This is a genomic window from Mesorhizobium japonicum MAFF 303099 (genome assembly GCF_000009625.1).
Classification (GTDB): domain Bacteria; phylum Pseudomonadota; class Alphaproteobacteria; order Rhizobiales; family Rhizobiaceae; genus Mesorhizobium; species Mesorhizobium japonicum.
In genome coordinates, this window is the sequence record NC_002678.2 from 451,274 (window position 1) to 470,703 (window position 19,430).

The following is a 19,430-nucleotide window of genomic DNA, read 5'->3' on the forward strand; positions in this document are numbered from 1 at the left end:
GGACACGGACTGGCAGAAGAGTCGCGCGGCCGATCAATTCGGAGTACGATGGCGGCATGATCGAAACCCTCGGCAGAGGCACTTCGGCCTGGGAATTGTCGAGTTCGCTTGCGTGCTGGAAGACAAGTCCATGGTGAACATCCCCGTGAACGCCGAAATCCAAGCGGTCCCGATCGACGCCGGTCCCGCGCAAGGCGAGGCGGCGGGCGGCGAGAGCACTATGGCTCGGATCCCTGGCGGTCCCGCCGAATTCGACAAGATCGGGCCACGCCTCAAGGCGATGCTGCGCGCCGCCCGCTATCACGGTGTCGAGCTCGACCCGAACGAATTCAGGGCCGCGAGCGCGGTTCCGGCCGCCGCCGATCTGTCGCAGTGGGCGCAGGACGCCGGCATGTGGTCACGTGCTGTGCGCATCCGCTGGTCGCACCTTTTGCGCTTCCAGGACGCCGGACCGGTCGTCCTGTTGTTCAACGACGGCGGCGCGGCTCTCCTCACCGGGGCGAGCGCCGAGCGAAACGTCGTCTTCCTGAAAAGTGCGGATGCACCCGAAGATGGTGAAGCCGTCGCCATCGACGAGTTGCGGCTGTCGCAGGTGTGGACCGGCGAGGCACTGCTGCTGCGCGCCACACGATCCTATGTCGCGGCGGACGCGCCCTTCACCCTTCGCTGGCTCGCCGAACTGGTGCGGCTCGAAAGTCACGCTCTGCGCGATATCACCATCGCCTCGTTCACGCTGAGTGTCCTTACCATCCTGCCGCCGCTTATCGTCATGACGGTGGTCAACAAGGTGCTGCAGTTCAACAGCATTTCGACGCTGGTGCTGTTGTCGGCGGTGATCGCCGTGGTTTTCGCCTATGAGACACTGCTTGGCCATGCACGGCGGCTGATCATCAATGTCGTCGGCGCCCGTTTGGATACCAAGTTGCAGCTGCACGTCTTCAGCCGGCTGTTACGCCTGCCGCTCGACTATTTCGAACGGCATCCGGCCGGCGAGACGATGTATCACCTCGCCCAGGTCTATCGCATCCGCGAGTTCCTGACGGGAAAACTCCTCAGCACGTTCCTGGATATGATCACGCTGTGCGTGCTGGTACCGGTCATGTTCTACATCAACACCGCCCTCGCCTGGATCGTGCTGGCCTGCGCGGTGGTGATCATGCTGATCATCCTCGCCTTCCTCATGCCGCTGCGCCGCAGATACCAGCGAGTAGTAGACGCCGAGACCTGGAAGTCGGCGGCGCTCGGCGAAACAGTCGTCGGCATCAAGACGGTGAAGGCGCTCGGTCTCGAGCCGCAGCGCAAGGCGCTTTGGGACGAGCGGGTGGCGGAAGCGGGAAAGGCGCGTCTCGCCTTCGGACAGCTGGCAAGCTGGCCGCAGACCCTGGTCACGCCGATCGAACGCGTGATGGTGCTCGGCACCATGCTGATCGGCGCCTATCTCGCGATGAACGACCGCACCGGCTACATGGTCGGCGGCTTGTTCGCCTTCATGATGATCGCCCAGCGTGTGGCCCAGCCGCTGGTTGGCCTGGCCCGATTGGTTGAAGACTACGAGGAGGTCGGTGCGGCGATCGGCGAGGCAGCGTCAGTCCTCAACCGGCCGCTGGAGAGCAGTTCGAATTCCACCGGCCTGAGACCCAGGCTGGTCGGCGAGGTCGTGTTCAGCGACCTGACCTTTAGCTATATCGCCACCAAGATACCGGCGCTCGACCGGGTCAGCTTCCACATTCCCGCCGGCAGCATGTTTGGCATTGTTGGGCGCAGCGGGTCGGGAAAATCGACAGTCGCCCGCCTCCTGCAGGGGATCAACCGCGACTACAGTGGTTTCCTCAAGCTTGATGGCGTCGACCTCAAGGAAATCAACCTGCGCCATCTGCGCCAGGGGCTTGGCGTGGTGCTGCAGGACAACTTTCTGTTCCGCGGGTCGATCCGCGACAACATCATCGCCGGGCGCCCGGGCCTGACGCTTTCCGACGCCATGCGCGCCGCGCACCTCGCCGGCGCCCAGGAATTCATCGAGCGGATGCCGAATGGCTACGACACCTACATCGAGGAAGGTTCGCCCAATCTGTCAGGCGGTCAGAAGCAGCGGCTGGCGATCGCGCGCGCGCTCATCCACGATCCGACTATTCTCATCCTCGACGAAGCGACCAGCGCACTCGACCCGGAGAGCGAGGCGGTTGTCAGCGCCAACCTCATGCGCATCGCCAGCGGGCGCACGATGATCATCGTTTCGCACCGGCTCGCCTCGCTGACCGAGTGCGACAACATCCTCGTCATGGATCAGGGTAAGGTCCTCGACGTCGCGCCGCATGCGACCTTGCTCGAACGATGTGCACTCTATCGCCAGTTGTGGTCGCAGCAGAACCGGCACCTCGACGGCCGCCACGGCCGCCCGGTCGCCGTCCCGCCGCGGTTGGTTTGATCATGTCGCGCGCCTCATATTCGCATCAGGTCCGGTAACCCATGAGCAGCACCTCCCTCACCGCCCTTCCCGCTCGGTGGCACCGGATGGAAACGAGAGATCCGACGGCGCCGGCAATACTCGAGTTCCAGTGGCCATCGACGGCTGTCGCCAATGCGCCTATTCCGCGGTCGGCGCGCGGCATCGTCTGGATCGTCTCTAGCCTGGTCATCGCGCTGATCGCCCTGGCGGGGCTGATACCGGTCGATCAGGTGGTGACGGCCAGAGGGCTGGTGGTCTCGCAATCCCCCAACATCGTTGTGCAACCGCTGGAAACAGCGATCGTCCGCTCGATCGAGGTGCGGGAAGGACAGCGCGTCCAGGCCGGCCAATTGCTTGCCCGCCTCGATGCGACCTTTACCTCAGCCGACAAGGCGGCGCTGGCGATGCAGGTCTCGACGCTTGAAGCCGAGGTGGCGCGGTTGAAGGCGGAGGCCAACGGCCAGGCGTTCACCTATGACGGCCTCGACCCGAGTTGGACCCTGCAGGTGTCGATATTCGAGCAACGCAAGGCGGTCTACGACGCCAAGGTGGAGAATTTCGAACGCCAGCGTGACGAACTCAGCTCGGTGATTTCGCGATCGCAATCCGATGCGGAGGGCTACCGCCAGCGGCTCACGGTCGCCGACTCGATCGAACAGATGCGCAGGCAGCTTGAGGCAAGGCAGGTAGGAAGTCGCCTCAACACGCTCCTGGCCGAGGACAACCGGGCGGAAATGTCCCGGGCGCTGGGCAATGCCGAACAGACCGCGGAAGCCGCCAAGCGCCAGCAAGCCGCGGTGGCCGCCGAGCGCGACGGCTACATTCAGGGCTGGCGCGCTGAAGTCTCGCAGAGCCTGTCCGAGGCGAGCTCGCGGATCTCGGACGCCCGCGAACTTCTCAACAAGGCAAAGCTTCGAAACCAGTTGGTCGAGTTGAAGAGCCAATCAGACGCCATCGTTCAATCCGTGGCAAAAGTCTCTGTCGGCTCGGTCATGCAGTCAGGGGAGCGCTTTATCACGCTGGTGCCGGCCGACGCGCCCCTTGAGATCGAGACAAACATCGTTGGCAGGAGCAGCGGTTTTGTGCATGTCGGCGACCCGGTGGTCATCAAGTTCGACACCTTCCCCTATTCGCAATACGGCCTCGCCCATGGAACTGTGCGGGCACTCAGCCCAGATTCCTTCTCGGCACAGGAGCAAGCGCGCGATCCGAACAGTTCCTTGGCCATGCTGCCTTCCGACGCCGAGCCATTCTATCGCACGCGGATCTCCATCGACCAGGTCGCCCTCCACGGCGTACCCGCCGGTTTCGCCGTCAGCCCTGGCATGCCGGTGACCGCCGACGTAAAGGTCGGCCGCCGCACGATACTCAAGTACATTCTCGGCGTCATGCTCCCGATCGGCCAGGAGGCAATGCGGGAGCCTTAGAGTACTGGAGGGATCAGAGGCTCGGATCGATGACAATCCTGGATCGGCTGACTGGTCTGGCCTTCCCGGCGGCGGTATTGCGTCGAGCGATCAAGCTTGCTGACAGCGGCAAGGCCGCTGAAGCCTTTCCGCTTATGGCGAAAGCGGCCCGCGCGGGGATCGTCGACGCCGAGTACCGGGTCGCGCGTTGCTATCTGGAAGGCGCCGGTGTGCCACCGAGCCGTATGGAAGGCGCGCGATGGCTGCTGCGGGCGGCCGACCACGGGAGCGCGGATGCGCAAGCGCTCCTCGCCGCACTCTACGTCACCGGGCTGGTGACGTCGGAAGCCGACGGCAAGGGACCCTCGGAGCACTTATTCAAACCTGATTCCGCTGGAAAACCAGACTTCACGGCCGCTTTCGACTTTGCCACCAAGGCGGCCGAGGCAGGCTCGGCCACGGGACAGGCGATCCTCGGTTATATCCTTACCAGCGGCCCCGCATCGATGCGCGATGCCGATGCGGCCCACCGGTGGTACGAGAAGTCGGCTTCTGCCGGCTGCGCCGAAGGGTGCCTTGGCTTTGCCCTGTCGCTGGCTCGCCGCGGCAAACGCGAAAACAGAGTTCGGATTGCGGAAGAGGTAAGACGTGCAGCCGACGCCGGCCTGCCGACCGCGACCTATCTTCTTGCGGTCCTTACCGAGCACGGGCTCGGCGTAGCACGCGACATGGCAGCAGCCGCTCAACTGTATCAGGCTGCTGCGGAGAAGGGCCTGCCCTCTGCTCAATTCCGGTTGGGATTGGCACTGATCGACGGTGCACTCGTCGGCCAAGATGTCGCTGCTGGGGAGGCGTGGATGCGGCGTGCTGCCCTGGCCGGCAATATCGAGGCAGCCTATCTCCTGGGCGATCGCCATGCGAAGACGCAGCGGCCGGATTTTGCGGAAGCCGCGAACTGGTATCGGCGGGCAGCCGAAGCGGGCCACCAAGCCGCCGCCCGCGCTTTGGCCTCGCTCTATTTGACTGGAAATGGTGTGGCTGAGGATGTCGAGGAAGGAGCACGCTGGCTGCGCTCTTCCGCAAGTGCCGGCAATCAGCAGGCACAGACAGACCTCGCCAATCTTATCCTCGGAGGGGCTGGCGAGCCGGACGACGGTGCAAGCGTTGCCGGATGGTTCGAGGCGGCCGCATCATCGGGCGACCTCATCGCGGCATTCAACCTTGGGCTCTGCTTCGCCAAGGGCGTCGGCGTTCGCCAGGACGAGGGGCAAGCGGCACACTGGCTGCGGCGCGCGGCCGAAGGCGTCGCCGAGGCACAATATATGTATGCCCGCCTCCTCCAGGATGGACGCGGCGTGGCGGCCGACCCAACTCAGGCCCGCGTGTGGTTTGCGCGGGCGGCCGACGCCGGCGTGCTCGACGCACGCGTGGCGCTCGCCGAGATGCTACTCAATGGGCGCGGCGGCATGCCCGAGCCCGAGGCTGCAATGCAGTTGTTTGAACAGGCCGCCGCCGACGGTCACGCCGGGGCGATGTTTGCGATTGGCGCGCTGTACGGAGCCGGCCACGGCCTGCCGCTCGACCAGACAACGGCACAGAAATGGTACGCTGCCGCTGCCGGACGTGGGCATAGCCAAGCCCAATTCATGCTCGGACGTTATCTCTTGAAAGGCCTCGCCGGGGAGCGCGACCCGGTTGCCGCTCGCCTTTGGCTCGAACGTGCGGCTGCGCACGGGATCAGTGAAGCCGCCGACGAACTGGGGGCTGCGGGCGGGTCCGACTAGTGCAGCGGTGGCCGTTGGAGTGAAGCAGCGCTAAGAAGGCTGGAGGACCGTTGGAAATTCGCTGACCGACTGGCTGCGAAAAAAGAAGAGAAGCAGAACTTTCGTGTGCGATATTTGCACACGACATCTCGTAACTAGCTTATATTTAAGTATCTGCCCCGTCCATCATGGGTGCAATAGCAAGTCTATGGTATTGATATTGCATCATTTCTTCTTTGCAATAAATCGTTATAACCTGCCGACGGCAATGCCGGCAACGCGCTACATGGAGTGGCCCGAAGGCGCACATCTACCGGTAACTATCTCGGTCCTTGGCCTTCTCGGCCTGGCAATCAACCTTACTCGAAGCAGCCTTGCGGTAAGCGTCTTCAAACACGCGAATAGCCCTCTCGAATTTAGCTGGATTGGGTACCAAGTGTTTGTCTAGCCCGTGATACAAAAGGATGGAGACAGCCATCATGGCTTTTCCACTTGGGCTTGGGCTCAGCGCCGGGCACCTTTTCAATACGCCATAGATGTTACCTGAAATTGCTGCAGCCCGATGCAATTTGCCATCTGCCATGCGCGCCAGGTAATCGATGTTTTTCTCTTCCTGCCCGGCCGAAGCAGCCGAAATCGTGAAGCAGATTGCTGCGGTGACCGTTAATAAAATGCGACTCAAGCGTTTCCCCTCTTCTTGCAGTCAACTCGGCCCTACTAATCACCCGTTATCATAACCGAGCTAAGATTCAAAAACTCACCAATCGGCAGCAGTGGGCATACCACTAAAACTGCGTCGCGGCCCTCCATCCGAGGGAAAAACCGGTCTTCTGGTAGACAAGCTCAATTCCTCCCAGAAGTCCTGCAACGAAGCTGCTGCAAGTCTTCCTCGCCGCGGTATGTTTCGGCAGAGCGCCAGATGGGCCGGTAAGACCGGCCCATCCTCAATCAATCCTCCTCAACGGGTGCCGGGATCTCATCCGGTACGGTTTGCCGTCCAACCCGGTCGGCAACGAGCATCGAAAGCATCATCTCGACAAGACCATTGGCGGCCCCCTTCTCGCCACCGGTAGCGCCGATCTGGATCTGCGGCACGAGCGGTAGCCTGCCATTCTCGATCGCCTCGGCGAAGCGCATGAGAACCTGCGAGTTGAGCTGATAGTCCGGGCCGCCGAATGCCGCGACCTTCTTCTCGGTGGCCTCGGCCTCTGCCAGACCGATGGCGCGCACCTTCTCGGCATCGGCAAAACCGGTCGCCTTGATGCGTTCGGCATCGGCAAGCGCGATAGCCTTGATCATGTCGGCCTCGCCCTGGCCGCCGAGGCGCACCTTCTCGGCCTCTGCCTTGGCAGTGACCTGAATGGTTTCTGCCTGCTGGCGGGTGCGGGCGAGTTGCGCCTTGCCTTCGTTCTCGCTGATCTCGATGGTAAGGGCCGATGTCGTGATCTTGGCTTGCTGTTCGGCAAGCGCCTCCTTCTCACGCAACGTGCGCTCCTGAATGGCCGCCCTCTCCTGCAATTTATAAGTCTCGACCTTTTCGACTGCGATCTGACGCTCGCGAAGCTGGATCAGGATCTGTTCTATGCTGTTCTGGCCATTGGCGGCACGGGGCGTACCAATCAACACTTCCTGCAGCTCGAGGCTGTAGGAATTGAATTTTTCGCGCATCTCCTCGCCCGATTTGCGCTGGATATCGCTACGCTCCTGCAAAAGCTGGATCAGCGTCTTTGTCTGGGCGATATTCTTGAAGTAAGCAGAAACCATCGGATCGAGCGTTTGTTCGACCAGCCGCTTGATGTCACCGAAACGCTGCACCACGAGCGGCGCCTTCATATAGTCGATATGCACGACGACGGAGAGCGGCAGCACAGGCTCGAACGCATCCTTGGTGATCAACGACACTTCAGACAGGTTCTCGTCCAGCCTGTGTTCGCCAAACTGCTCCTTCGTCCATTTGAGCACGAAGTTGGTGGTCGGCACGGTGATGATATTGCCGGCATAGGTATTGAACGCATATTTGCCTGGCAGTAGCGGCGTGGACCAGACACCGCGTGAGCCGATTTCGACCAGCTCGCCGTGACGATATGCCTGTCCGGATATATCCGTGCCGTGGCGGCCGTTATAGGAGACGACGACACCCACCGTGCCAACGTCAATGATCGTCTTCTTGACCAGTTCGACGGTCGCAAAAATGCGATTGAGGAAGTAGCTACCGTCGGCCAGCACCTGCAGCTGCCGGCCGCGGTAGCCTCTGGCATTGAGAAACTTCTCCGGGTCCTGAAAATTGTTGTGGAAGTTCGGGTCGTTCGGATCGTTGGCGACGGTCGGTGCGATGATCTCGCCGTCCGGTAGGGCCGGACCGTCATGGACGGTGACGATGCCGATCATGTCCTCGGCATTATGGATGACGACTGGCTCAAAGCCGCCCCGCTCCGAGATCATGGTGGACATATTGGTAAAAAGGTTTTGTTCCGACGAGCTCAGATTAACGGCATAGATCGACTGCGCGGTCAGCACGATGAACTGTGCGAGATTGATAGCATAGGTGCCTTCACGCAAGATCTTGCGTTGCGGTCCTTTCTGTCCGCCTTTTTCGAGAAAGCCGCGCACATCCTGGAAATCATCGGCGTCGGTGTTGGAAGCAAGTGTCTGTGTCGGAGGTAGCGGCTTGCCATCACGGGCAAAGACATAGCCGATCTGACCCTGCGGGATGGTGACAAGATTGGCGCGATGCATCGAATATTGGAACGGCATGAAGAAATGCAGGCCACCGCGCACGACTTCCGGCTGGTAGCCTGCCTCACGGTTAAGCGCAATGAAGCCGTTGCTGACGGAGCCGCGAAAACTCCATAGTTTTTCTAAGATGCCGAGCCTGTCGTTTGGGATATAGCGGACCACCCCGCTCCACCACAACAGGATTGCCAGCACGATGACTAGCACGGCTACCTCGATCGCCATCCATCCCGTCGGGCCGAGATATTGTAGGGCTTCCATCTCTTCTCTCCTATGGGCGCGCGGGTTTGCTCACCCGACCGCCACCCGGTTGGTGTTGCTTGGTAAAGCGGGGAGATTGCGCACCGACACGCTCGACGCACTAAGGGCGTGTCGAACGTTTGGGCTCTCATTGTATGGAAAAATGACCGCGTCCCGAGTCCCCAGTGCGGGCGTGGCCGTGAGCTATCTCACATTGGTGTTGCCTTGATAGACATAACGCAAATGAAGTAGGGATCGCGCCAACAGGTTTAAAGATATTCCGCGCGGAAATCGTATAAGTATTTCCAACGCTTTCGCTGTTCGAAAGCATGGTGGTTGGTTTTTTACAAATTGGCAAGAGCGCAACTCGACAAAGCTGGACAGATCCCAGAACGTCCATGTCACTCGTCCCGGAACGCGCGTGCTATCTGACGGGCCAGGGGCTTTACCAGGTTGGGACAGCATGGTTCGGCAGCCGGTGGAAAAGGGCGCTAAGTATTTATGGAGCTGCCACCATGAACGATCCGAGCGCGGGAAAGCCCGCTTACGACCCGCAGCAGCTGGAGCCCATGCTGATAGCGAGACAGCATGCTGGCGATGTCGATGGCATGGTCGCGCTGTTCGAGGCGGATGCGGTGATCGACTGCGGCGACGGACGCTTTCTGCGCGGCCGCGAAGCCATTCGTGACTACTATGCCGAGATCGTTACGTCCGGACGGAAGTTTGCGGTCGGAGAGCAGCGACCGGCGCTCGTTTGCGGCGACCTTGCCCTCACTTCGACCCGACTTCCCGACGGTGATGTGACCAGCGAGGTTGCCCGGCGGCAGGCCGACGGCTCCTGGCTCTGGGTGATCGATCGCTATTCCGTTGCTTGGGATTAAAGCTTTGCCTGGGGTGACCGTTTTCAGACAAGCGCCCGACCGTACTTGTTGCCGCAGGCGCGCATCAAAACGCCGCTGCGGCCGTCACAGCCGCAGTCCTGGCGTTCAGCAATCCGGGTGCGGCTACCGCCGCAGCGCGTATACGTCCGCCATGGTTTCGCCGGGGACCGGCAGCGCCATGTCGTCGTCCAGAAGCCGCGTTATCCGGGCAAAGCCGGTGAATGCCTTCCTGGCCTCCTCCGCCGACATCTGTCCCGACAAAGCGGCCGAGCAGCAGTTCAGCGCGCACTGATACACTGGCCCACGTCGTCCCGTCGGCCATTTACGCAAGAAAACCATCGCCTCGGCGACACTATCCACTTCTTCTACAGGATGTCCCTGCCCGCGCGAGATTCGCACGGGCGCAAAGAAATGCAGGTAGTCCATCGTTTCCTCCCGGTCGATCGCGATGCCGCCCGATCGAACCTTATGAAACGCACAGTCTTGCGGTTGGTTCCATACAGAAAACGGAACCTTTAAAAAATCTTTTGGTCAATGGTCGCCGGCTAAACCGTCGGGAAATGGCAGGCCACTTTGCAGCCGGGCCGATACTCCCTCAGTTCCGGCCGTTCCGTGCGGCATCGCTCGACCGCGATCGGGCATCTTGGGTGGAAACGGCAGCCGAATGGCGGCTTGAGCGGGCTCGGCACGTCGCCGGTGAGGATGATGCGCTTGCGCGTCCCGCTGGGCGTCGTCTCAACGACCGGAACCGCCGAGATCAAGGCCTGGCTGTAGGGATGGGCGGGCGTCGCGAACACCTGCTCCGCCGGCCCTTCCTCGACGATCGAGCCGAGATACATGACCGCGATGCGGGTCGATACCTGGCGCACCACCGACAGGTCGTGGGCGATAAAGATGTAGGTGAGGTTCAGCTTCTCCTGCAGATCAGCAAGCAGGTTGACTATCTGCGCCTGCACCGAGACGTCGAGCGCGGAGACCGGTTCGTCCAAGACAACCAGATCCGGGTTGAGCGCGATGGCTCGCGCGATGCCGACGCGCTGGCGCTGGCCGCCGGAGAATTCGTGGGGATAACGCATGACATGGTCGGGCAGCAGTCCCACGAGCTCGAACAATTCCGCGACGCGCGCGGTGATCTCGCGGGAGGAAAGCTTGCCATGGATGCGCAGCGGCTCGGCCACCAGATCGCCGACGCGCCGGCGCGGATTGAGCGAGGCCGACGGGTCCTGGAAGACCATTTGCAGGCGCCGCCGCAGCGGCCTGAGTTCAGACAGCGATTTCGAGGTGATGTCCTCGCCTTCGAACAGCAGCTCTCCGACCGATATGTCGTAGAGCCTCACCAGGCAGCGCGCCAGCGTGGACTTGCCGCAGCCGGATTCGCCGACCAGGCCGACCGTGTCGCCGCGCCGTACGGTCAGCGAAACATTGTCGACCGCATGGACGGTTCGCTTGCCTTCGGCGGAGAAACGGGTGCCGATCGAGAAGCGCTTGCCGAGTGAACGCGTTTCGAGGATGGGGCTGTCGGTCATCGGTCCGCTCATGCCTGCGTCACCCGAAAGCACGCGGCGGCGTGGGTGCCGACGCCAAGGTCTGGCTTGCCGGTCACGCAGGGCTCGTAGTGGACCGGGCATCGCGGGCCGAAGGCACAGCCCTGCGGCAATCGCAGCAGCGATGGCGGCGAACCGGGAATGGCCGGCAGGCGGCGCGGCTTTTCACCGGTCAGCGGCGGGATCGAACCGAGCAGCGCGCGCGTGTAGGGATGCCGCGGGTCGGAAAACAGTTCCATGCGGCTGCCACGTTCCACGACGCGGCCGGCGTACATGACCATCACTCGGTCGGCGAGTTCGGAGACCACGCCCATGTCATGCGTGATGAAGACCACGGCCGATTTGTGCGTCGCGCGCAATTTGCGCACGAGGTCGAGAATGCCGGCCTGCACCGTGACGTCGAGCGCCGTGGTCGGCTCGTCCGCCACCAGCAGCGCCGGATTGCAGGACAATGCCATTGCGATTACCGCGCGCTGCCGCATGCCGCCCGAAAGCTGGTGCGGATAGCGCGACATCGCCTCGTGCGGATTGGGAAAATTCACCTCGGCCAGCAGTTCTTCGACGCGCACCATCGCTTTGGCCTTGCTGATATTTTGGTGCGCGCGGATCTGTTCGGCGATCTGCCAGCCGATCGTGTAGACTGGCGTAAGCGCCGTCATCGGATCCTGGAAGATCATCGCGATCTCGTTGCCGCGTAAACGGCGAAGCTCCCGCGCGGGCAGCCCGACCAATTCGCGGCCCTTGTAGCGGATCGAGCCTTCGATCCGGGCGTTGGGATCGGTGATGAGGCCCATCACCGCCAGCAGCGACACCGTCTTGCCGGAACCGGATTCGCCGACAACGCCGAGTATCTCACTTTCCTCGAGGTCGAAGGAAACGCCGTCGATGGCCCGCACCAGACCGTCATTGGTGCGGAAGGATACTTTGAGGTCGCGCACCGACAGTATCATGATGTCCTCAGGCGCGGATCGAGCAGGATGTAGACGAAGTCGACGACCGCATTGGCGATGACCACGAACATGGACGCATACATCACCGTCGCCATGATCATCGGCAGGTCGAGGTTCTGCAGCGCGTCATAGGTGAGCTTGCCGATGCCGTGCAGCCCGAACACCACCTCGGTCAAAAGGGCCGAGCCGCCCACCAGCGCGCCGAAGTCGAGACCGAACAAGGTGACGAAGGCGATGAGCGATGTGCGCAAGGCGTGGCGCAGCAAGATGCGCGTCTCCGACAGGCCCTTGGCGCGGGCCGTGCGGATAAAGTCTTCCTGCAGGGATTCGATGATGGCGGCACGCAGCACGCGCCCGTAGATGCCGATGTAGAGAATGGCCAACGTGATCCACGGAATGACCAGGGTCAGGAACCAGCCTTTGGGATCGTCGGAGAAATTCTTATAGCCGAGCGGCGGCACCCAGGAGAACGCCCAGCTGTCGTGGTAGCGGCTCTGGGTGATCAGGTTCATCACCTCGCCCAGCCAGTAGACCGGCATGGAGATGCCAAGCAGCCCCAGCGCCATCAGCAGCTTGTCCAGCCAGCTGTCGCGGGTGGCGGCGGCAACGATACCGATGATGATGGAGACAACCACCCACAGGATCGCCGCCCCGAACACCAGCGAAAGCGTAACGGGAATGGAATCCATCACCGCCGGCACCACCTTCCAGCCGCGATTGACGAAGGAGGTCAGGTCGCCGGTGACGAAGATCTTCTCCATCATCTTCACATATTGCACGTAGAGTGGCCGGTCGAAGCCGAAACTGTGGCGCACGGCTTCCAGCACTTCGGGCGATGCATTGCGGCCGGCGATGCGCGCCGCCGGGTCAGCGCCCGGCGTCGCGAAGAAGATCAGGAAGACGATGACCGAGATGCCGAACATCACGAACAGCATCTGACCGAAACGGCGCAGGATGGCATAAAACATCAGTCGCGCCCCAGCCGAACCTTGGAGCGCGGGTCGAGCGCGTCGCGCAGCCCGTCGCCGAAGACATTGAGCGCCATGACGGACACTGCGATCGCCAGGCCTGGCACCAGCGCCACCAGCGGCCTGGTGTAGAGCAGCGCCTGCCCGTCCTGGATGATGGTGCCCCAGCTCGCGGCGGGCGGCTGCACGCCGATCGACAGAAAGGAAAGTGCCGATTCCGTCAGCATGTTCAGCGCCATCATCAGCGGCACGAAGACGATGAGCGTGGTGGTGATGTTGGGCAGGATATCGCGCCACAGGATGCGCCATCCCGGCACGCCGAGATTGATTGCGGCCAGCACGAATTCGCTGTGGCGCAGCGACAGCACCTGCCCGCGTATCGGGCGCGCCACATAGGGCACATAGACGATGCCGATGATGATGACTGGCAACCATAGGCTGCCGGACTCGATATCGATCGGCCCGATCCTGATGCCTTGCGCGATGGTGACGATGGAAAGCGAAATCGCCAGCAGATAGATCGGGAACGCCCACAGCACATCCAGCAGGCGCGACAGCACCGTATCGGTGATGCCGCCGAAATAGCCTGCGATCAATCCCGCCGCCGTGCCGATAATCAGGGTGAAGATGGTGGCCGCCCCGGAGATCAGCAGCGAGCTCAGCCCGCCATAGAGCATTCGGGCCATGACATCGCGCCCCTGGCTGTCGGCGCCAAGGAAATAATTACCGAGCCGCCAGGTCGGCCCCAGCGGCGTGTAGCCAAGCCCGAGCCCTTCGGTCGACTGTTCCATCACCGGGACGTCGGCGCCGTCGATCTGGATGACGGCGTCGAGCGTCGAAGCGAATGGGTCCGTGCCTGCCCATTTCGCGTAGAGAGGCGCGCTGAGGCAGGCCAGCACGATGAGGAGGAACACGGCCAAGGATGCCATGGCAGCCCTGTCCCTTGCCAGCTTCGCGAACGCGACGGCCCAGGGCCCTCGCGTCTTGCGCGACATGGCGACGGCTTGGTTCGACACGGGCGTGCCCCTCCAAAGGTCGTTACTGCACCCAGGACTGGGTGATCATCCAGTTGAACTGCCGGTTGAACTTGAAGTTGCCAACCCGTTTGCTGACGAAATCAAGCCGCTTCGGGGTAAAGAGGCCGACTGCCGGCGCCTTGTCCGTGACCTGCTTGTCGATTTCGGCCCACATTTTGTCGGCGGCTTTCTGGTCGGTCACGCCGAGGTCCAGCGCCTTTTGCATCTTGGCGTCGATGTCCTTGTCGCAGAAGCCGGCGATGTTGATCGAAGCGTCCGAACCTTCACGGAAGGAGGAGCAGCTGAACAGGATGTTGAGGAAGTCCGACGCTGCGGGATAGTCCTTGTACCACTGGGTAATGGACATCTGCACTTTGTTGTTGGTGTTCTGAATGTAGGTGAACTGGATATTGGGCGAGATCGGCTTGACGTCGGCGACATAGCCGATGCTGGTCAGCACGCTCTGCAGATAGACGCCGATGGAGCGTGAGATGGCTGTGTCCTCGGCGATGATGGTCACCTTCTGGCCCTTGGTGCCGGATTCCTCGACAAGCTGCTTTGCCTTGTCGAGATCGGGTGCCGACCATTTGGCGCCGGGGTTTTTGGTGAACGGGCAATAGTCCTCATGGCCCGGGAAGTCCGGCGGCAGGACCTGGCAGACCGGCGAGGCCAGCACCTTGCCGCCGAACAGCTTGACCAGCGTGTTGCGATCGATCGCATAGGCAACGGCCTGGCGCGCCTTTTCGTTGTCGAAGGGTGCCAGACGGTTGTTCAGCGGCGCATACCACCACGCCGAAAGCGGCGAGATGTGCAACTGGTCCATCGACTTGCTGCCAAGTTCGCCCAGGCGGTCGCTCGGCAGCGCATCGAACATCCAGTCCGCTTCGCCGTTCTGGATCGCCGTCACGGCCGCTTCCTCGGACAGGCCGAAATCATACTGGACGACATCCGGATAGCCGTCCGGCTGCGCTTCCTCGCTCCACTGCTTGAAGTTCGGGTTGCGCGACACCGTCATGCCCTTGTTGGGGTCGAAGGCGGAGATCATGTAGGCACCGGTGCTGGGAATGGGCTTGGAGCCCATGTCTTCGGCGGGCGTATCCGCCGGCAGTACCACGGCGTGCGGCAAGGCAAGCTTGTAGAGGATCTCGGCGTCGGGCTTGGTGAGATTGAGCGTGATGGTGCCGGCCGCCTCGTCGCCGACAACGCCGCCTTCGAGCGTGCAGTTCTTGGTGTCGGCCAGGCATTTGTCGGCGCCGACGATGCCGGCATAGAAGGTGCCGGAAGTCGGCCCGGAAACCTTGAAGATGCGCTGGAAGGAGGCGACGACGTCCTTCACGCCCATATCCTGGCCACTGGAGAACTTGATGCCCTTGCGCAGCTTGAACGTGAAGGTCTTGCCGTCATTGCTGACCTGCGGCAGCGCCTCGGCCAGATCGGGGACGATGGTGAAGCCGTCCATGCCCTCGGCCTTGCGGAAGGCCACCAGGCCGTCATAGATCGGCTGGTACATCTGCCAGCCCTGATCGGTGTAGTTGATGTGCGGATCGAGCGTTCCCGCCGCAGAGCGGGCCAGAAGGCGGATGGTGCCGCCTCGGTGCTCCTTGAGATACTCAGCCTGTGCCGGAGCGAGCCACGTGCCGGCCAGCAGTGCCGCGGCGGATGCTGCCAAAAGCAGTTTCTTCATGTCTTGGTTCCCCTTTTCTCAGTTGTCGTTGTCGTCCAGAAAGTCGCCCACCACCCGCATGCACGCGTCCTGCTCTTCGACATGCGGCATGTGGCTGGAATGCTCGAATATCTCCCAGCGCGATCCCTTGATGCCGTCCTTGTAGGGCTGCACGGTCGCGGGTGTGGCCTCGTCGTAGCGTCCGGAGATGATCAACGTGGGAACATCGACCGCCGGCAAGCGCTCGATGACGCTCCAGTTCTTCAGCGTTCCGATGACATGGAACTCGTTCGGCCCGTTCATCAGGTGATAGACGGTCGGATTGCGCGCGATCTGGTCGAAGATCTCCGTCACCTCCGGCGGGAAAGGCACGACCCGGCAGACATGCCGCTCGTAGAACGCCATCGTCGCTGCCTGGTAGGCTGGGTCGTCCGTCGTGCCGGCCTGCTCGTGCCGGGTCAGCGTCTCCTGTACATCCCCGGGCAGCTCGGCGCGCAACCGGTTGGCCTCTTCGACCCAAAGCTTCATGGAAGCCGGCGAGTTGGCGATGGTCAGCGACTTCAGACCTTTCGGCCGCGTCACCCCATATTCGGCGCCCAGCATGCCACCCCAGCTCTGGCCGAGCACGTGGAAGCCCGCGCGGATGCCGAGATGGTCGACGAGGTTTTCAAGCTCGTCGATGAAAAGCCGTGGCGTCCAGAAGTCGGCGCCCTTCTGCGGCAACAAAGTGGAATTGCCGCAGCCCAACTGGTCGTAGTGGATGACGGCGCGGTCCCGTCGGGCGAGAAGCTTATAGGCATCGACGTAGTTGTGGGCGGCGCCCGGCCCGCCATGCAGGACCACCACCGGGGCCTTGTCGGCATCGAGATCGCCAGAAATGCGATACCAGGTCTCGTAACTGCCGAACGGGGCTCGTCCCTCTTTGCTAGCGACCTCTGACGACATCCCGGTTCCCATCACGTTTAAACGCATTTCGTTTCTGTCCCCGACAGCAGGCGTCTAGTTCAGCCTGGTCTGCACCCACTCTTCCAGCATCTGCACGCCGAACGCCGTGGCGCCTTCGCGGCCGAGCGGCCGATCCGCGTCGGCCATTTCCTTGCCGGCGATATCGAGATGCACCCAAGGACGATCCTCGGTGAAATGGCGCAAGAACGCCGCCGCGTAAGGCGCGTCGCCATCCTCCATATCCTTGGCGTGATGCCGCAGATCCGCGAAGGGCGATTGCAGGCCCTCGTCATAGGCCTTGTCGAGCGGCAGTTGCCAGAACCGCTCGCCAACCGTTTCCCCCGCAGCGATCATCTGCGACGCGATGGCATCGTCGGTGCTGAAAAGACCGGCAAAGACCGATCCCAGGCCGCGCATCACCGAATAGGTCAGCGTCGCCAGATCGACGATCACCGAGGGGTTGAAGCGCGAGGCGGCATAGTGGAGGCAATCGGCCAGGATCAGGCGCCCTTCCGCGTCCGTGTCGAACACCTCGACCGTCTGTCCCGATGCCGTGGTGATGATGTCGCGCGACTTGAGCGCGGTGCCGGATGGCATGTTCTCGGCAATGCCGAGAACGCCGACGGCATGCACCGGGCTGCCTTGCCGGGCAAGCGCGATCAGCAGGCCGACCACCGCCGCCGCGCCGCCCATATCGGCTTTCATGTCGAACATCTGCTCGCCGCGCTTGATGCAGAGGCCGCCGGCATCGAAACACACGCCCTTACCGACGAAAGCCATCGGCTGGGAAGGAGCGCCCTTGCCGCGATAGCGCAGGACAGCGACACGCGGCGGCCGCACCGACCCGGAACCCACGGCCAGGATCGCGTTCATGCCGAGTTCTTTCAGCCGCGCCGTATCGAGTATGTCGACATCGATGCCGGCCTCGCGTAGCGGCTCCAGATGATCATGGAAATTGTCGGGATGGAGATGGTTTGGCGGCAGGTTGACCAGTGTGCGTGCATATTCGACGCCATCCGCGATGGCATTGACCCGCGCCAGTGCCGGGGTCAGCTCCGCGCTGCTTGCTCCGACCAGCTGTATCCGCAAGGTTCGGTCCGCCCCCGCGCCCTGCCGCCGGTTGCGCATGTCGAAACGATAGCGCCGCAGCCGCATGCCCAGCGCGACGCGGGCCAGGATCTCGGCTGCGGGCCGGCCGATGTCGTCGATCGGGTCGAGGACAAGCGTCGCCGCGCATTCGCATTTGCCTTCCAGATGCGCGGCAAGCAGACCGCCGGCGCGCGCCAATGACAGGGCGCTTACGGCCTCGGCTTTGCCCAGGGCCAGGACGATCACGCGCCGGGCCGATACGCCCTGGGGGGCGATGAGATCGATGCAGGTTCCGGAGTCGGCCAACGTGGCCGGGTCGGAGCAGGCTCGTGACAGGATCCCGCCCATTTCAGCGTCCAGCACCGTCGCCCGCGGGCCAAACCCTGCCTGGGCAGTCTGCAAGATCACGACGACCGAGGTTTCCGCGGAAATCCCGTCCACCGTTTCAAAGACCGGCACTGGCGATTGAGGCATAGACTGGCAGTCTCCCATGTGCTGACGGCTCCGGCCTCGGCGCAGCTTGCATCGCGCGCAAAGCTTCGCTCGCCAATGGCGAAAACCCGTTGCCGGTCTCTGCCGTTGGTGGAATGGTGCCGGAGAGGCCCCGAATAATCGTGTTTTGATGGCGACTTAGCCGCTCTTGCCTTTTGGGTAGCGCCGAACAGGCCAGGCAATCAAACGCCAATTTTACCCAAGTCGATTGACAAAAACTCAACTGACAATTCATGATTAGCCAATGGCCCTTCCCTCACTCAACGGCATGCGCGCTTTCGAGGCCGCCGCACGTCTCGGCAGCATCAAGGATGCAGCCGAGGAGTTGCACCTGACGCCCTCGGCCATCAGCCGCCATATCCGTGCGCTTGAAAGAAATCTCGGCCAGGATTTGTTCGAACGCGGCTTCCGCCAGATAACGCCGACCATCAGGGGCTCCTACTATGCGCGCAGCCTCTCCGAAGCGTTCGAGGCCATCTGGCGCGCCACCGACGATGTCAGCCTCGCCGATGGCCCAAGCCACGGCAGGACCCAACGCGTCAGGGTCTTGTGCGTCCCGGCGGTCCTGAACCTTTGGCTGGCGGACCGGTTGCCGAATTTTCGTCGGCTGCATCCAGCGGTGGAACTGGAGATCTCGACATCAGGCAAGCGCGCCAACTTCGATTTGGCCATTGTCGACGAGTTCGTCTACAAGGCCGGCCCGGCCTTGACGCTTTTGATCCCGCTGGTTCTGACGCCGGTCTGCGCACCCTCATTGCTCGACGGGCCCGTGCCGCTGCGATCGCCTGCCGATCTGGTCAACCATCATCTTATCCACGAATGCGAGAGCATGAGGTGGAAGCGTTGGCTGGAGCAGGAAGGCGTTCTGGACACGACGCCGAAATCCAGCACGACGCTGGATGACTGCACGCTCATCATGCGCGAGGCGATCAATGGCGCCGGAATTGCGCTCGCCGATACGATGATGGCGCAGGATTTTCTGCAGCAAGGCAAACTCGTCGCCCCGTTTCCTGCCCGCCACACCTACCCGGCCGGCATTTACCTGCATCAGCGCCGCAGCATCGGCAACAAGCCAGGGACCGGCCTGTTTCAGGACTGGCTGTTGTCGGAAGTCGAGGACCACAAGCGGGTCATGGCTATCGCCTAGGCGGAGAGGCGGTACCCAGATTCGAATCACCCGAGCTGTTGGTATTCAACAGCGGCCCACCATTGTGCCCCCTCGATAATCGCGGTTCGCATTGAATATCTTTAAGGCCAAAGCCGGCAAATGGGTTGCTTGTCGGTTCCCCAGCGT

Annotated in this window: 15 protein-coding genes; 5 read left to right on the forward strand and 10 right to left on the reverse strand. The window is 62.3% G+C overall.

The features are described 5' to 3' along the window. Positions 1-130 precede the first annotated feature (130 nt). The 3 genes from MAFF_RS03505 to MAFF_RS03515 all read left to right on the forward strand — a co-directional run bounded on the left by MAFF_RS03505 (position 131) and on the right by MAFF_RS03515 (position 5,636). Complete coding sequence (locus tag MAFF_RS03505; RefSeq protein WP_157865902.1) at positions 131-2,425, forward strand: peptidase domain-containing ABC transporter; 2,295 nt, start codon at positions 131-133, stop codon at positions 2,423-2,425. Positions 2,426-2,511: 86 nt separating this feature from the next. Further along, a complete protein-coding gene (locus MAFF_RS03510) occupies positions 2,512-3,873 on the forward strand; it encodes an HlyD family type I secretion periplasmic adaptor subunit (RefSeq protein WP_044547656.1) in 1,362 nt (453 codons plus the stop codon). A 29-nt stretch (positions 3,874-3,902) separates the two neighbouring features. Further along, positions 3,903-5,636, forward strand: coding sequence for an SEL1-like repeat protein (locus MAFF_RS03515; RefSeq protein ID WP_010909504.1), 1,734 nt, complete (start codon positions 3,903-3,905; stop codon positions 5,634-5,636). A gap of 289 nt (positions 5,637-5,925) precedes the next feature. Here MAFF_RS03515 and MAFF_RS38995 read toward each other — a convergent pair whose 3' ends face one another. Together MAFF_RS38995 and MAFF_RS03520 are read right to left on the reverse strand one after the other, a co-directional pair. After that, positions 5,926-6,297 (reverse strand): hypothetical protein, encoded by a 372-nt coding sequence (locus MAFF_RS38995; protein ID WP_095790670.1) that lies wholly within the window; start codon positions 6,295-6,297, stop codon positions 5,926-5,928. Between the two features lie 266 nt (positions 6,298-6,563). Beyond that, positions 6,564-8,609 carry an SPFH domain-containing protein gene (locus tag MAFF_RS03520; protein ID WP_010909505.1) on the reverse strand — a complete coding sequence of 682 codons (2,046 nt, stop codon included), beginning with the start codon at positions 8,607-8,609 and terminating at the stop codon, positions 6,564-6,566. Positions 8,610-9,103: 494 nt separating this feature from the next. Here MAFF_RS03520 and MAFF_RS03525 point away from each other — a divergent pair, with 494 nt between their 5' ends. Next, positions 9,104-9,469: a YybH family protein gene (locus tag MAFF_RS03525; protein ID WP_032930308.1), complete on the forward strand. Its 366-nt coding sequence runs from the start codon at positions 9,104-9,106 to the stop codon at positions 9,467-9,469. Between the two features lie 123 nt (positions 9,470-9,592). On the opposite strand, the gene MAFF_RS03530 is transcribed toward MAFF_RS03525, so the two are convergent. The 8 genes from MAFF_RS03530 to MAFF_RS03565 all read right to left on the reverse strand — a co-directional run bounded on the left by MAFF_RS03530 (position 9,593) and on the right by MAFF_RS03565 (position 18,118). Next, on the reverse strand, positions 9,593-9,895 hold the full coding sequence (locus tag MAFF_RS03530) for a DUF982 domain-containing protein (protein WP_010909507.1): 303 nt from the start codon (positions 9,893-9,895) through the stop codon (positions 9,593-9,595). Between the two features lie 119 nt (positions 9,896-10,014). Continuing rightward, positions 10,015-10,995, reverse strand: coding sequence for an ABC transporter ATP-binding protein (locus MAFF_RS03535; protein ID WP_010909508.1), 981 nt, complete (start codon positions 10,993-10,995; stop codon positions 10,015-10,017). A gap of 8 nt (positions 10,996-11,003) precedes the next feature. Beyond that, a complete protein-coding gene (locus MAFF_RS03540) occupies positions 11,004-11,963 on the reverse strand; it encodes an ABC transporter ATP-binding protein (protein ID WP_010909509.1) in 960 nt (319 codons plus the stop codon). Then, on the reverse strand, positions 11,960-12,931 hold the full coding sequence (locus MAFF_RS03545) for an ABC transporter permease (RefSeq protein ID WP_010909510.1): 972 nt from the start codon (positions 12,929-12,931) through the stop codon (positions 11,960-11,962). Before MAFF_RS03545 ends, MAFF_RS03540 begins: the two co-directional genes overlap by 4 nt. Continuing rightward, entirely contained in the window at positions 12,931-13,947 is a 1,017-nt protein-coding gene (locus MAFF_RS03550; RefSeq protein ID WP_010909511.1) for an ABC transporter permease, read from the reverse strand. Before MAFF_RS03550 ends, MAFF_RS03545 begins: the two co-directional genes overlap by 1 nt. A 22-nt stretch (positions 13,948-13,969) precedes the next feature. Further along, positions 13,970-15,631, reverse strand: a complete 1,662-nt coding sequence (locus tag MAFF_RS03555) for an ABC transporter substrate-binding protein (protein WP_010909512.1) — start codon at positions 15,629-15,631, stop codon at positions 13,970-13,972. A gap of 18 nt (positions 15,632-15,649) precedes the next feature. Further along, the gene (locus MAFF_RS03560) at positions 15,650-16,555 is read right to left on the reverse strand and encodes a proline iminopeptidase-family hydrolase (RefSeq protein WP_010909513.1); all 906 of its coding nucleotides are present in this window, start codon (positions 16,553-16,555) and stop codon (positions 15,650-15,652) included. A gap of 54 nt (positions 16,556-16,609) precedes the next feature. After that, positions 16,610-18,118, reverse strand: a complete 1,509-nt coding sequence (locus MAFF_RS03565; protein WP_010909514.1) for a leucyl aminopeptidase — start codon at positions 18,116-18,118, stop codon at positions 16,610-16,612. A gap of 262 nt (positions 18,119-18,380) precedes the next feature. On the opposite strand from MAFF_RS03565, the gene MAFF_RS03570 reads away from it, so the two are divergent. Continuing rightward, complete coding sequence (locus tag MAFF_RS03570; protein WP_010909515.1) at positions 18,381-19,283, forward strand: LysR substrate-binding domain-containing protein; 903 nt, start codon at positions 18,381-18,383, stop codon at positions 19,281-19,283. Positions 19,284-19,430 lie beyond the last annotated feature (147 nt).